This is a genomic window from Pseudomonas sp. RIT-To-2 (genome assembly GCF_029623465.1).
Lineage (GTDB): Bacteria > Pseudomonadota > Gammaproteobacteria > Pseudomonadales > Pseudomonadaceae > Aquipseudomonas > Aquipseudomonas silvicola.
The window spans coordinates 175928-189877 of sequence record NZ_JAPYKM010000001.1 but is presented as its reverse complement, the minus strand read 5'-3'; the positions used below and the strand labels follow the sequence as shown (position 1 = coordinate 189877).

Sequence of the window (13950 nt, the reverse complement as noted above, 5' to 3'; positions counted from 1 at the left end):
CAGCAGCTACGCTCCTATTAGCGCCCTCACGGCCAGGTACAGCACCGAAGGCCCCAGCAGGCAGCCGAGCCCGGTGTGGAAAGTCGCCGTCAATGCGCCATAGGGCACCAACCGCCGATCCGTCGCCGCCAGCCCCGCGGTCACGCCGCTGACCGTTCCCGCCAACCCACCGAACACCATCGCCGAGCGCGGGTTGTCCAACCCCATCCAGCGTGCCGCCATGGGCGTGCCCACCATTACCAGGATCGCCTTGATCAGCCCGGTGGCGATCGACAGCGCGACAACATCCGAACTGGCACCGATCGCGGCGCCGGTCACCGGCCCGACGATATAGGTCACTGCCCCCGCGCCGATGGTGGTCATGCTCACGGCATCTCGATAGCCGAACACCCAGGCCACGCAGCAGCCGAACACGAATGGCAACAGGGTGCCCAGCAGTAGCGAAAAGGCACCAATGAAGCCCGCCTTGCGCGCTTCGGTGGCCTGCACTTCAAACGCCGTGGCGACAATGGCAAAGTCGCGCAGCATCGCCCCGCCCATCAAGCCGATACCGGAAAACAACGAAAGATCAGCCAGGCCCTTCTGCCCGCCCGTGAGCGTGCCGCCCACCCAGGCCAGCACCAGGCCGATGACAATGGCGAAGGCAGAGCCATGGACACGGCCGAACGTGAGACGCCTGGACAGCTGTACCGACACCCACATCACGATGCCGACGAAGGCAAAAGCGGTGACCAGGCCGTTGGCTTCCAATGCATGTTCGATGAGGTTCCACATATCAGCGCGCCCCCAGCGGTTGAGCCGCTACCGGCTCTTCGGGCGGCAAGGGTTCGCCCTTGTGGGTTCGGCTGATCAGGGCAATGGTGGCGCCGCAGATCAGCACTGAGCCAATCGCCGCTATCACCGCCACCGGGCCACCGTGCAGCGCGGTGACCACGTTCTGCTGGGCGGCCATGGCCACCACCACCGGAATGTACAGCGCGCCCCAGAAGCCCACGCCCATCTCGCAGTCCTTGCTCAGGCCGCCTTGCCTGCCCATGTACAACCGGGCGCAGATCAGCAGGATCATGGCGATCCCGACGCCGCCCACATTGGATTTCACCCCTAGCAGCACTCCGAGCATGTCGCCCGTGATGACCCCGGCCAGGGTGCAGATAGCCAGCAATGCCACACCGTAAATAATCATTATTGTTGTCCTCGGTTTGCACAGTCGAAGTTGTTGTTCTTGTCTTCGAAAACGTTGCGGGTCTATTGGGGTCGGCGGGCCTCCTCCTGCATCAGGGCTAGCAGGGTATCCAGGCGTGCGCCCTGGAAAGCGATGAGGGTGCCTTCGGCAAACGCTCGGCGTCCCAGCCCGGTGAGCACGCTGCCAGGCGGCATTTCGATCTGCAGGCGCACGCCGCGCTCAAAGGCGGTTCGCGCCAGCGCGCGCCAGTCGACGACGCGGCACATGTTGAAGGCCAGGTCGTCGCGCAGCTTGCCCGGCTGGGCGATGGGCCGCGCAGTGGTGCCACTGAGATAGCGCAGCTTCGGTGTCTGCAGCGGCACAGCGGCAAAGGCTTCGGCCAGGCGTGCGGCAGGCTCAGCCAGCAACGCGCAATGGGACGGCACGCTGACCGCCAGCGGCTTGACCAGGGCGGCGCCCTCGGCCCGGGCGCGCTTGGCTACCTCGGCCATGGTATCGTCGCGGCCGGCGATCACCACCTGGTTGTCGGCATTGATATTGGCCAGGTACACCGGCCCTTCGGTCTCGGCGAGCAGCTGTTCAACGCGGCTCAGGTCCAGCCCGACAATAGCGGTCATGCCATAGCCCTGCGGGTAGGCGGCCTGCATGAGCTCACCGCGCAGCGCCACCAACCGCACCGCGTCGGCAAAAGCCAGGGCGCCGCTGACCACGGCCGCAGGGTAAGCGCCGATGGAGAGCCCGGCGACGTAGTCTGGCGCCGGCCCATCGGCCAGTAGCAGGCGCGCACTGGCGACCCCCGCTACCAGCAGGCACAGTTGCACCGCACGGGTCGATGCCAGGGCGCTGGCACTGTCCAGCTCCAGCACCGACTGGCCCAGGGCGTCGCTCGCCTCGGCCAGGCACTCCCGCACCCGCCCATGGTCTGGCAGGCCATGGAGCATGCCAGGTTGCTGGGCACCCTGGCCGGGGAATGCCAGTAGTGTGCTCATGCCGGCAGGCTCCAGGGGTCGCTGACCAGGCGCGCGCCATCGGCGGCCTTGAGCAGCACCTTGGCGCTATTGCCTGCCCATTCGCGCAGGGCCACCGCACCAGCGGGGGTCTGCAATTGCATGTCTACCCTATCCTCCAGCAAGGCCAGAACCCGCCGTGCGTCGTCACGTGGCACGGGCTGCGGGGTACGCATGATCAGGTCCAGGTCGCTGTCGGCATGCAGCGCGCCGAAGCCACTGGCCAATTCGAAACCGGCACTGCCGCTCACACCCCACACCCACCCCAGCTCGTCCAGGCACGGGCGCAAGCGGTACAAGGCCTGCAGGGCGGGCCAGTTCGCCTGTCCGGTACGGTGGCACAAGGCTTCCGGGCTGACCTGCCGGCTGATGGTGGCCACGGGCATGTGCGTGGCATAGCGCTGTTCGCGCCGGCTGCCGCGCACGCCCACCGCCACCTGCCCCGGGGCCGCAGCATCGCGGCGCACCACCACGGGCTGGCCATCAGCCAAGGCAGCCGCTACCCAGGCCGGCGCATCGGCCGGCAGGTGCCGGGGCGTCAGGCCCCAGAGCAGGTCATGGGGGCGTATCACTGCCATTGCTCGCGCAGCAGTTGCCGTACTCGTGCGGAAGCCGCCCGGTTGGGCGCGCCAAGGCGCCCGGACAGATCACGGCCGCGCTGGGCGATGTCGGCCAGGGCCTGCCCCAGGCACGCCTGCACTCGGGCCAGGTCGTCGCCGCCGGGTTGCTCGATCTGCGCCACCGACAAGGTTTCCCACAGCAGGCCAAGGCTGGCATAGCTATCGATGTCGTAAGCCATGGGCGGGACGCTGGCGGCCAAGGCTTCCAGTGCCTCCACGCTGCGCTGGGTCACCCGCGCCGCCGAAGCCTTGCCCATGGCGTGTACCTGCACACCCGGGTCGCGCAGGGCGATCAAGCGGTTGGCCTGGTAGCCGTGGGCCAGGAACGCGCCGGACATGGCCTTGCCCACCAGCAGCGCGATCACCGGGTGGCCGGCCAGGCGTGCACGGGCGTAGGCATCGGCGGCGCCAGCCAGGGCCTGGTGGATGCCCAGGGCTTCCTCCCGCCGGCCGTAGGCCTGGCTGGGCACGTCAACGATCGCGACCAGGGCGCGCTTTTCGGGCGCCTCGCGGTCGGCTTCGATGGCTTCGTCGACGGCCTTGGCCAGGCCCCAGCCTTCCAGCAGGCCAACCTCGCCCTGCCGAGCGCGGGGAAAAGGGTTGTTGGGGTCGGGGATAACCGCCAGGTAGCGGGCTGGGTAATTATCGAGGCAGCTGTCGGCGACGAGGACCGAGGCTGGCAGGCCAACGGCTGGAGTAGCGGTACCAGCCAGCGCCTGGAACCAGGTTGCGCCACGACCGTGCCCCGCGTTCTGTGGAACCGGGCGAAGCTCGGGAAGGTTGCGACGTGGCAGGTCTGAAGCATTGGAGGCGCGCGCGGCGGTATAGAGATCGCGTACGGCCTGGGCAGTGATCTGAACCTCGGTGTCGACCGCTGCCAGGCGCGCCAGATACTCTTCATGCTGCTGGCTGCGCACCCGCTTCGGCGCGCCCTGCTCCAGGCATTCGCGCACCCGCTGGCCAATCTCGACGGCATCATCAACGACATAGTCATCGGCCAGGCCACTGGCAAACCGCTGCTCACCACCGGTCAGGCTCCAGATGAACGGCCGGTCACGGGAGTCGTATTCGGCAATGCCCGCTTCCTGCTCGATCACCTGTGGGCCATTGAGCCCCAAGCGCGCTTCGCGGGTGACGATCAGGTGGCTGCACAACCCAGCGGCGATGGACATGCCGCCGAAGCAACCGACGCTGCCAGCCACCACACCGATCACTGGCTGGTATTGACGCAAGTCGACGATGGCCGCGTGAATATCGGCGATGGCGGCCAGGCCCAGGTTGGCTTCCTGCAGGCGCACACCACCGGTTTCCAGCAACAGGATCGCGGCGGTGGGGATGCCATTGCGGTTGTCTTCAGCCGCCAGCTCCAGCGCACCGGCTATCTTGGCGCCACTGACCTCGCCCAGGCTGCCGCCCTGAAAGGCACCTTCGATAGCCGCCAGCACCACCGGGCGGCCGCCCACGGTTCCTTTGGCGATGACCGCGCCATCGTCGGCCTGCGTTACCACGCCCTGACGTTCCAGCCACGGGGACATGACCCGCTGGAACGGGTCGACCAGTTCACGGAAGCTGCCTGGGTCAAGCAAGGCCTTGGCCCGCTGACGGGCACCCAGTTCGATGAAGCTGTGTTGTTGCAACAGGCGCGCGGTGTCAGTCATGGCCGATCTCCTCCAGGGCCTGTTCCAGGCGCAAGCGAACCACCCCCGGGGTGGCGCCGAAATCATTGATGTCGATGCGCAGGGCCGGCAGCGCCTGGCCACTGAACATGCGGGTGAAGAGGTGCTCCCAACGCTGGGAAGCGCCGTTGGCCGAGGTCACCACCTGGATCGCCAGGGTGCCGGCCTGGCCGGGTTCGAGCAGCACTTCCAGGTCGCCCGAGCCAACACAGCCCACCAGGGCGCGGCCGCGGGCCGGTTGCCCGGCGGGAAATTCGAAGGTCAGGGTTTCCATCAGGCAAGGCTCCGTGAATGCTCGCCACGTTCCAGGCGATCGATGAACAGGCAGGCGGCCAGCAGGTCGGCGGCGCCCCCCGGGGAGGCATTGAGCGCCAGCAGGCGCTGGTCGAGTTGGTGCAGGCGACGCCGGCCTGCCAGGCTGGCGCTGCCACCGGCGGCCAGTACTGCCTGGGCGCCCGCCTGCATGGCGGCCAGACCTTCGGGCCCGGCGCGGTACAGCACGCAGGTATCGGCCAGGCTGGCCATGATCGCCAGCAAGGCATCCAGGCGGGCATTCTGCTCGCCATGGCCGGCGAGGCGGCTGGCACGCAGTTGTGGCAGGCCGTGCTCCAGCACTGCCGGGAAGCCGGCCTGGGCCTCGGCGCGGGCGCCACCGGCACCATAGCGCTGCTCCACGACTCGGCCGTGGCTCAGGGATTGCGGCGCCGAGCGATCTGGCAGGCACGCCAGCGCTGCCGCCCTGGCCGCCAGTGCGGCGGCCCCCGTGTCGTGCGGCGCCAATGCCGCTGCTGCCACCAGCAGGCCCAGGGCCCAGATGGCCCCCCGATGGGTGTTCACCCCGCCCGTGGTGCGCAGCATATCGGCCTCGCCCTCACGGCCCAATTCGCCGAGGGCTTCGCGCAATGGCAGGTCGACATGCCCGTGGTGCTCGGCCGCGTCAGCCATGCCCTGAAACGCAGGCCACAGGCTTAGCGCCGAAGCATGCATCAAGCCCAGGTGCAGGTCGGTATGGGCGCCATTGCCACGGCGGTCGACCAGCGCCGGCTTGGGCGACAGGTCAGCTTCATCGATCAGTGCTTCCACGGCCAGGTCTGCCAAGGGGCAGGCGTTGGGTATCGGGTTGAGTGCGTGCATCACCAGCTCCTGAATTTGGCCGGAGGGTTGTAAAGGCCGCCCGACCATTCCACCAGGTCGGCGATGCTCTTGGCCGCCAGCCATTCGCGGGTGGCGTCGGTGCGGCGGATGCCCAGGTCTTCAGGCAAGGCGATCAGGCCTTCGCGGCGCATGCGCTCGGTGTCCTTGGGGTTGTGGCGCAAGCCTATGGCAGTGACCCCGGCCACGGCGGCGATCATCGCCTGGCGCTCTTGCAGGCTGCGCGCCTTGTACAGGTAGGCAATGCCCTCTTCGGTGAGCAGGTGGGTAACGTCGTCGCCGTAAATCATGATGGGCGCCAGGGGCATGCCGGTTTTCTTCGCCACATCCACCGCGTCCAGCGTTTCGACAAAGGTGGGCTTGCCGCCCTCCTGAAAGGTCTCGACCATCTGCACCACCAGTTTCTGCCCGCGCTCGAGCAAGGTGCTGGTGTCATCGCTACCGGGGCGGCGCATGTCAAGCCACGCCGGTGTCCCATGGCGGCGGCCGCGTGGGTCGTGGCCCATGTTCGGGGCGCCGCCGAACCCGGCCAGGCGCCCACGGGTGACCGTGGAGGAATGGCCGTCGGCGTCCACTTGCAGCGTCGCACCAATGAACAGATCGACGGCGTACTGCCCCGCCAGTTGGCAGAACATGCGGTTGGAGCGCATCGAGCCATCGCGGCCGGTGAAGAACACATCGGGCCGGGCGGCGATGTAGTTCTCCATGCCCAGTTCGGTACCGAAGCAGTGCACACTCTGCACCCAGCCACTTTCAATGGCGGGAATCAGCGTGGGGTGCGGGTTGAGGGTCCAGTTGCGGCAGATCTTGCCTTTGAGGCCCAGAGACTCACCGTAGGTAGGCAGGATCAGCTCGATGGCCGCGGTGTTGAGCCCAATGCCGTGGTTCAACGACTGCACGTTGTGCTTCTCGTAGATGCCGCGAATAGCCATCATCGCCATCAGCACATGCACCGGCTTGATATGCCGGGGGTCGCGGGTGAACAACGGTTCGATGTAGAAAGGCCGGTCGGCCACCACCACGAAATCGACCCAGGAGGCGGGAATATCCACCCGCGGTAAGTCGCTGACGTCGTCCACCAGTTGGTTCACCTGGACGATGACAATGCCATCGCTGAACGCAGCCGGCTCGATCAGCGCCGGGCTGTCCTCGGTGCTGGCCCCGGTGTAGATATTGCCTTGGCGGTCGGCCATGAAGCCGGCGGAAAGCACCACGTTGGGGATCAGGTCCACCACCAGGCGTGCGTAGAGTTCGATGTAGGTGTGGATGGCGCCGATTTCCAGCAGCCCGTCTTCCAGCAGTTGGCTGATTCGCAGGCTTTGGGTACCTGCGAAGGAGAAGTCGAGTTTACGGGCGATGCCTTTCTCGAACAGGTCCAGGTGCTCGGGGCGGCCGACGCTGGGCATGATCATGTGCAAGTCGTGGAGCTTGCCGGGGTCGGCCTGGGCCAGGGAGCGCGACAGGAAATCGGCCTGCTTCTGGTTATTGCCTTCCAGCACCACCCGGTCGCCAGGCATCAGCAGCGCTTCGAGGGCGGCGACAATGCCCTCGGTGGGCAGCACCACGCCATCGGCCATGGTGCGAACCTGCTCCAGGCGCCGCTGCTTCTCGCTGCGCCGCCGCGTCCACTGTGGCTCGGGGGTGATTGTCGTTGTCATGGGGCCTCCACGGCGGGAATGTCGTGGGTAGACCATAGGCGCGTGGTGGCGTGGCATCAATCAAGCAGCCGGTGGAACCGTTACCCTGAGGTTAACGTTAAAAGCTGGCGGACCTATGATGGTCCAAGTAGATTTCGGTAGGCACACGGTTTTATGCGATGGCGGGGTTGTCTCTGTGGGACCGGGCGAAGCTCGGGAACCAGACGCCGCGGTCTCCCAGCTCCACCGCACCGCACCTTTCCCGAGCTGGCGCCCGGTCCCACAGGGGTTAATGCGGTGGCGGGGTTGTCTGTGGGACCGGGCGAAGCTCGGGAAGCCGACACCGCAATGCCACCGCCTGGGTTATCAGAGCGCGGCTTCATCCAGCAGCCGTTCCAGGCCCTCAAGGTCGGGCACCCGCGCGACCTGTTCGCCCACCTGCACGGCGGCAATCTCCAACGGCGCCAGCGGCACGTCGATGTAACTCAGCTGGCTGTCCAGCCGGCACGACCGCGGCACACCTTGAATCAGCAAGCCGATAAAGCGCAGCGGGCTTTCACCCACGGCGTTGAGCACGACGATGCGCGCCTGCTCGTTGACCACCGCCTGGGCACCGCAGGCGGCCTCGAAGCTGACCAGCGGCAGCAACTGGTTGCGCCAGGTGATGTGGCCCAGGTGCCAGGCCGGCCGGTCTGGCGCTGGCTGCCCATACTGGTAACCAATCAACTCGGCCACGGCAACGTTGGGCAGCACCAGGGTGCGGTCCGCCAGTGGCAGCAACAGCGCGGTCAGGGTGGTGCGCCGGCCAATGGTGCGCTCAAGCATGGCTGCGGCTCCATTGGGCGATACTGTCGAGCAACACCGACTCCTGATACGGCTTGCCCAGGTAATCGTTGACGCCGATGGCCATGGCCCGCTCGCGGTGCTTCTGGCCGGTACGCGAGGTGATCATGATGATGGGCAGGTCCTTGAGCCGAGGGTCGCGGCGGATCTCGGTGGCCACTTCGAACCCGTCCATGCGCGGCATTTCGATGTCCAGCAACAGCACGTCGGGAACGTGCTCCTGCAGCAAGGCCATGGCGTCGACCCCATCGTTGGCGGTCAGCACGTTCATGCCGTGGCGTTCCAGCAAGCGGCTGGTGACCTTGCGCACGGTCACCGAGTCGTCCACCACCATCACCAGGCGTGCCCGGCCTGAGTCCGAGTCCATCGGCGGCAACGGCGCCTGTGCTGGCGGGGCCTGCAACTGGCGGACATTGGCGGCACGGATCTGCGCCGGCAGGTCGAGGATCATCACCACCCTGCCGTCGCCCAGGATGGTCGCCCCGGCCAAGCCCTGCACCGCGGAAAACTGCGGGCCCAGGCTCTTGACCACGATTTCCCGCGAACCGGCCAGGGCGTCAACCTGCACCGCCATCTGCTGTTCATGCCCGTGTATCAGCAACACCGGCAACGGCTGGCTCTGGCCCAGCAGTTTCGGCCTAGGGGTGTTGTATAGCAGGTCGCCGAGGTAACGCAGCTCGTAGGTCTGGCCGCCATAGTGGTAACGCGGCGGGTCATTCTGGTAATGGGCTTCCAGTTCAGCCGGCATCACCCGCACGATCCCTTCCAGGCCATTGAGCGGCAGCGCGTAGACGTCATCGCCGCATTGCACCATCAGGGCGCGGTTTACCGACACGCTGAACGGCAGGCGAATCTGGAAGCGGGCACCCTGGCCCGGCTTGGAGTCGATGATCATCGACCCGCCGAGTTGCTTGACCTCTTCGTGCACCACATCCATGCCCAGCCCGCGCCCGGATATCTGGGTCACCTTGGCGGCCGTGGAAAAGCCGGGCTCAAGGATGAACTGCAGCACATCGTGGTCACTGATTTCACTGCCAGCGTCGATCAGCCCGCGCTTGATGGCCTTGGCCCGCACGGCCTCCAGCGGCACCCCGGCGCCGTCGTCGCTGAGTTCGATGACGATGTCTCCGCCCTGGTGCAGCAGGTTCAGGGTAATGCGCCCGGCCTCCGGCTTACCCTTGGCCAGACGCACTTCGGTCGGTTCCAGGCCGTGATCCACTGCATTGCGCAACATGTGCTCCAGGGGTGCCAGCATGCGCTCCAGCACGCTGCGGTCCATCTCCCCTTCAGCGTTGCCCACTTCGAATTCCACCTGCTTGCCCAGCTCGCCGGCTACCTGTCGCACCAGGCGCTGCAAGCGCGGCACCATGCGCTCGAAGGGCACCATGCGCGTGCGCATCAGGCCTTCCTGCAGTTCGGTGTTCACCCGCGCCTGCAATTGCAGCAGGGCCTGGGCCTTGTGGTTACGCGAGGCCAGGGTCTGGTGCAGGTCGAGCAGGTCGGAGGCCGACTCGAACAGCGCCCGGGACAATTGCTGCAATTGCGAGTGTCGATCCATTTCCAGCGGGTCGAAATCTTCGTAGCCCTGGCGTTCGTTGTCAGCATGCTCGCGGCTGAGGATGCGGCCCTGAGTTTCGGTATCCAGGCGCCGCAGTTGCTCACGCATGCGCTCGATCGTGGTTTCCATTTCCCCCAGGGCGATCTGGGTGTCATTGACCTGCTGTTCGATGCGGCCACGAAAGATCGAGGTTTCACCGGCCAGGTTGCCCAGGTCCTCCAGCAGCTCGGCGGTGACCTTGACCATGTCACCGGGCGCGCGCTCGGGTGCCGACACCGGTTGTTCAGGCAGTAACACCGCGCGCTCGGGCTGGGGCGTGGCCGGCACCGGGCTGACAAAACCACGAATCGCGGCGATCAGCGTGGGGTCCGGTTGCACCGGCTGGTTCTGGCGCAGGGTATCGAGCATGTGCGCCAGCCGGTCGTGGCCATTCTGCAGAAGGCTGAACAAGGGCGGGCTGGGGGCCAGCACCCCTGCGGACAGGTTCTCGTAGAGAAACTCCATTTCATGGGCCAGGTCACCGATGGGTGCGACCTCGACCATGCGCGCGCCACCCTTGAGGGTGTGCAAGTCACGCAGCAGGTTCTCCACTTCCAGGCTGTTACGCGGGTCGGCCTGCCAGCGTTGCAAGGCCGCGCCCGAGCTTTCGACGATATCCAGGCCCTCTTCGAGGAACACCGCCAGCAACTCCTTATCGCCGGCCGGCGCCGGGTTGGGTGCTGGCTCGACGGTAGCCGGCACCCCGCCCTGGCGCTCGTCGACCAGCGCCTGGATCAGGTCCGGCGCATCGCTGGCGCGTTGTCCCCGCTGAAGCTGTTCGAGCATGGTCGCCAGTTGCTCATGGCAGTCGAGCAACAACGTTGCCAGGCCCTCGCTGAAGCCCAGGCGACGCTTGCCCAGGGCTTCATAGGTGAGTTCCAGCTCCTGGGCCAGATCATCGACGGCGGCAATATCAGCCATCCGCGCGCCGCCCTTCAGCGTGTGCAGGTCGCCCTGCAGCGCGGCCAGCGATGCCTGGCTATCGGGCTCCAGCAGCCAGCGTTGCAAGGCCAGGTCGGCGCTTTCGAGAATGTCGGCGGCCTCGTCCAGGAAGAATGCCGTGATGCCGTCGTCCGCTGCACCCACCCCAGGAGCCTGTTGCTGCAATTGGCCGGTCAGGGTAGCCAGGTCGGTGATACCGTTCTGGCCCACGTGCCCCATGGCATCGGGCGCCAGCCCCTCGTCGAGCAACGCGTGAAGAGCGCGGATACGGCCCGGCTGCGGTACCACCGCCTGGCCGGCGGCCACCTGGTCGAGCATGTCGATCAGGGCGTCGTGAGCCTGCTCGGCCTCCTCGAAGAACCGCTCACTGACACTGACGCTGCTTTCTTCCACCGCGCCATACAGGTCCAGCAGGGCCTCGCACAGCTCGTCCACCTCGGGCACGTCGGCCAACTGCGCGCCCTCGCCCAGGCGCGTCAGCTCATCGAGCAGGCGCTCCAGTTCATTACGGCTGGCGGGCTGCTGGCGCCAGCGCCGCAGTAGCGATTCGCTATCAAACAGAATGTCCATGGCCTGGCCCAGGAAGGCCTGGGTTACCCGGGGGTCACGCTTGGCGGCCACAGGGCGCTCGCCAGGACACCCCAGACGCTCTGGCAGGCGCGTGCGCAGTTGCTCGATGAGCACGCTGGCGCCGGCCAGCGGTGCCAGCGGCGTGGTCGCCAATTGCCCCAGGCCCTGATGCCAGCAACCCACGGCCTGGCGCAGCAAGGCCAGGTCGGTGGTGTCCATGGGTAACTGATGGGCCTTGTATTCCCGAGTCAAGGCATCCAGCGGGCTGGCCAGTTCAGCCATGGGTACCACACCCGCCATGTAGGCGCTGCCCTTGAGGGTGTGCAGTGCACGTTGCAGGGCATCATCCACTGGCGCCTCATGGGCATCGGCTGCCGACAGAAATGCCTCCACGGTGGCCAGGTGGCCCTGGGCCTCGCTGCGGAAGATCTCCAGCAGTTGCGGGTCCAGGCCGTGGTCGCCGGCAGCGGCATTGGCCAGTTGATGAGCCCGCGCCGCCAATTGATCGACATCGTCGCGCTGGCGTTGCTGGTGGCTGGCAAAGTCCTCGATGATCAAAGGCAGGGTCTGCAGCACGTGTTCCAGCAGTTCGCGTACCTGCTGCCCCACTTCGACACTGCCCTCCAGCACCCGGTTGAGCAGGTTTTCGCACGCCCAGGCCAATTCACTCAGGACCAGGGCACGCACCATGCGCCCGCTGCCCTTGAGCGTATGGAAGCCGCGCCGCACTTCACCCAGGGCGCGTGCGTCGTCACGGGGCAAGTACTCACGCAGCACTTGCAGCACCTCATCGGCCTCTTCCATGAACACTTCACGCAGTTCATCGTCCACCGCGGCTTCTTCAGCAGGGGGTGGCAACAGGCTGGCGGGGGCGGACTGGGCCGGCGGATTGAAACCTGACACCGGGTTGGCCAGCACCTGGGCCAGAGACTGCGTGATGCCGAGGCTGTCCAACGGCTGCAACTCACGCATCACCAGGGCCTCGGTGGGGCTGAGAACGTCTTGCAACACGGGCACTTGCGCGGCCAGGGGCAGGTAGCCCAGCGCCGCCAAGCGCTCCTGCGCCACGTCCAGAATGCGCTCGCCCGGGGCCTGAGGGTCTTCGCTGAGGCGTTCAAGGTAATATTCGATGGCACTGATGGCGTCTGCCAAGGCATCCAGTTGCGGTGCCTCGGGCGGCTGGGGGTCGGCCAGCAGATGCGCCTGGATGTATTCGTTGCAGGTTTCCAGCAGGCCCGCAGCCCGCGCCAGCGGTATCATCGCCAATGCGCCGCGCACCTGGGTCAGCAAGGCGGGCAGCGGCTGCAGGCGCTCATGGTCGCCACCCGACTCCAGGTAGTCGCTGATCAGGTCCTTGGCCTGCTGCAAGCCAAAACGGGCTTCCTTGATCACCAATTGATGAATGTGCACCAGCTCGGTGCCGGGCAGCTGGCTGTCGTCGGCGCGTGCAGGCTCATCGGGACCGACCATGCCTACCAGGGTCGACTCAACGTAAAGCAAGGCCCCGGCCACGTCCATCAGCACCGAGTCATTGGCTTCACGCACGCCCTGGGCAAGGCCGAGCACCACCGCCATCTGGTCGAGGATGACCTTGCGCGGCTGGCCAAAGCCCAATACCGCCAGGGTGTCGGTCACCTGCCGCAACGGTGGCACCAGGGCGTGCAGTTCAGCCACGTGCTGGCGATCGCCCCGGACGAAATGGTCCAACTGCTCCTTGACCCTCACCAACTCTTCGCACAGGGCGCTGACCACCGAACGCAGGGCGTCGGGGTCCGGTACCACCAGGTGGGCTTGCTCCTGCGCCAGGCTGCGCCCGGGGGCCGGCGAGTCATCCAGTTCATAGGCAGCGCGCAGGGCTTGCAGGCGCGGCGACTGGCCAGTGGCGGTGGCTACGTGGAACAACAGGCCTTTGAGCAATTGCGCCGGGGCGGGCTGGTTGACCCCCACCGCCCCTTGTTCCAGCAGGCGCTTGAGTTCGCGATCGCAGTCCTTGAGCAGGCTGCGCAGCGCCGGGGTGTTATGCACCGCGCCGCTCTGAAGGCCTTCGACCAACCCCGCCGCCACCTGCCACAAGGGGTTGAGCGGCGCACCGGCGCACAGGGTTTCCAGGCGTTCGAACACCCGGGCCATCTGCCCCAGGTGGCTGGCGACTTCCTGTTCACGCATCAGGCCCACCAGTGCCTGTTGCAGGCTCTGATGCCATTTGCGCAGCGAGTCGAGCAGTGGCGGCTCGTCGAGCCTGGCGAGCTCGCTGGCGTCCAGCGGCTCCGGGGTAGGCAGTTCGACAGCGAAGAGGCTGGTTTCAGCCAGCGGCGGCGCACCGCGTGCGCTGCGTAAATCATTGATCAAAGGTAATACCACCAAGGGCAGATCGCGGCGGGCCAGGTGCACCTGGTCCAGGTAGAGCGGCAGTTGGGTAAACGCCTGAAGCAACCATTTCACTGCCTCGGCCTGTTGGTTGACGCGGCCATGGGCCAATGCCCGGCCCAGGTGTTCTATTTCCTCGGCCAGCAAGGCGGCGCCGTAGAACTCAACCATCTGCAGGCTGCCATGCACCTGGTGCAGGTAGCCCAGGCAACGGCCCATGGCCTCGCCTGCGTGAGGTTCGGCGCCAAAGGCTTCGAGGGCCGCGCGAGCCTGCCCGAGGGTCTCGACGATTTCGCCCTTGACCCACTCCAGCGCTACATAGTCGTGGCGGTCAGCCATGTCGCTTCCCCTGAAGA

General features: G+C 66.6%; 10 protein-coding genes and 1 pseudogene. All 11 read right to left on the bottom strand.

What is annotated here, in order from left to right; translation table 11 throughout:
• Nucleotides 1-6: 6 nt before the first annotated feature.
• On the bottom strand, nt 7-774 hold the full coding sequence (gene madM, locus QBK88_RS00960; RefSeq protein ID WP_277960540.1) for a malonate transporter subunit MadM: 768 nt from the start codon (nt 772-774) through the stop codon (nt 7-9).
• 1 nt (nt 775) lies between these two features.
• Complete coding sequence (gene madL / locus QBK88_RS00955; RefSeq protein WP_277960539.1) at nt 776-1183, bottom strand: malonate transporter subunit MadL; 408 nt, start codon at nt 1181-1183, stop codon at nt 776-778.
• Nucleotides 1184-1245: 62 nt separating this feature from the next.
• Nucleotides 1246-2172 (bottom strand): malonate decarboxylase subunit epsilon, encoded by a 927-nt coding sequence (gene mdcH, locus QBK88_RS00950; protein ID WP_277960538.1) that lies wholly within the window; start codon nt 2170-2172, stop codon nt 1246-1248.
• Nucleotides 2169-2768: a malonate decarboxylase holo-ACP synthase gene (locus tag QBK88_RS00945; protein WP_277960537.1), complete on the bottom strand. Its 600-nt coding sequence runs from the start codon at nt 2766-2768 to the stop codon at nt 2169-2171. The genes mdcH and QBK88_RS00945 overlap by 4 nt, the downstream gene beginning before the upstream one ends.
• On the bottom strand, nt 2759-3604 hold the full coding sequence (mdcE, locus tag QBK88_RS00940) for a biotin-independent malonate decarboxylase subunit gamma (RefSeq protein ID WP_277960686.1): 846 nt from the start codon (nt 3602-3604) through the stop codon (nt 2759-2761). The genes QBK88_RS00945 and mdcE overlap by 10 nt, the downstream gene beginning before the upstream one ends.
• A 3-nt stretch (nt 3605-3607) precedes the next feature.
• A pseudogene (locus QBK88_RS00935) lies at nt 3608-4468 on the bottom strand (biotin-independent malonate decarboxylase subunit beta); the annotation flags it as partial.
• Nucleotides 4461-4760 (bottom strand): malonate decarboxylase subunit delta, encoded by a 300-nt coding sequence (locus tag QBK88_RS00930; protein WP_277960536.1) that lies wholly within the window; start codon nt 4758-4760, stop codon nt 4461-4463. The pseudogene QBK88_RS00935 and the gene QBK88_RS00930, both read right to left, overlap by 8 nt.
• Nucleotides 4760-5620 carry a triphosphoribosyl-dephospho-CoA synthase gene (locus QBK88_RS00925; protein ID WP_277960535.1) on the bottom strand — a complete coding sequence of 287 codons (861 nt, stop codon included), beginning with the start codon at nt 5618-5620 and terminating at the stop codon, nt 4760-4762. The genes QBK88_RS00930 and QBK88_RS00925 overlap by 1 nt, the downstream gene beginning before the upstream one ends.
• Nucleotides 5620-7296 carry a malonate decarboxylase subunit alpha gene (mdcA, locus tag QBK88_RS00920; protein ID WP_277960534.1) on the bottom strand — a complete coding sequence of 559 codons (1677 nt, stop codon included), beginning with the start codon at nt 7294-7296 and terminating at the stop codon, nt 5620-5622. Before mdcA ends, QBK88_RS00925 begins: the two co-directional genes overlap by 1 nt.
• Before the next feature lie 345 nt (nt 7297-7641).
• Nucleotides 7642-8100: a chemotaxis protein CheW gene (locus tag QBK88_RS00915; RefSeq protein ID WP_277960533.1), complete on the bottom strand. Its 459-nt coding sequence runs from the start codon at nt 8098-8100 to the stop codon at nt 7642-7644.
• Nucleotides 8093-13933, bottom strand: coding sequence for an Hpt domain-containing protein (locus QBK88_RS00910; RefSeq protein WP_277960532.1), 5841 nt, complete (start codon nt 13931-13933; stop codon nt 8093-8095). The genes QBK88_RS00915 and QBK88_RS00910 overlap by 8 nt, the downstream gene beginning before the upstream one ends.
• Between the last annotated feature and the right edge of the window lie 17 nt (nt 13934-13950).

Bases quoted from the DNA above. Each gene is read 5' to 3' on its own strand.
- madM (WP_277960540.1), bottom strand. From the start codon at position 774: ATGTGGAACCTCATCGAACATGCATTGGAAGCCAACGGCCTGGTCACC.
- madL (WP_277960539.1), bottom strand. From the start codon at position 1,183: ATGATTATTTACGGTGTGGCATTGCTGGCTATCTGCACCCTGGCCGGG.
- mdcH (WP_277960538.1), bottom strand. From the start codon at position 2,172: ATGAGCACACTACTGGCATTCCCCGGCCAGGGTGCCCAGCAACCTGGC.
- QBK88_RS00945 (WP_277960537.1), bottom strand. From the start codon at position 2,768: ATGGCAGTGATACGCCCCCATGACCTGCTCTGGGGCCTGACGCCCCGG.
- QBK88_RS00930 (WP_277960536.1), bottom strand. From the start codon at position 4,760: ATGGAAACCCTGACCTTCGAATTTCCCGCCGGGCAACCGGCCCGCGGC.
- QBK88_RS00925 (WP_277960535.1), bottom strand. From the start codon at position 5,620: ATGCACGCACTCAACCCGATACCCAACGCCTGCCCCTTGGCAGACCTG.
- mdcA (WP_277960534.1), bottom strand. From the start codon at position 7,296: ATGACAACGACAATCACCCCCGAGCCACAGTGGACGCGGCGGCGCAGC.
- QBK88_RS00915 (WP_277960533.1), bottom strand. From the start codon at position 8,100: ATGCTTGAGCGCACCATTGGCCGGCGCACCACCCTGACCGCGCTGTTG.
- QBK88_RS00910 (WP_277960532.1), bottom strand. From the start codon at position 13,933: ATGGCTGACCGCCACGACTATGTAGCGCTGGAGTGGGTCAAGGGCGAA.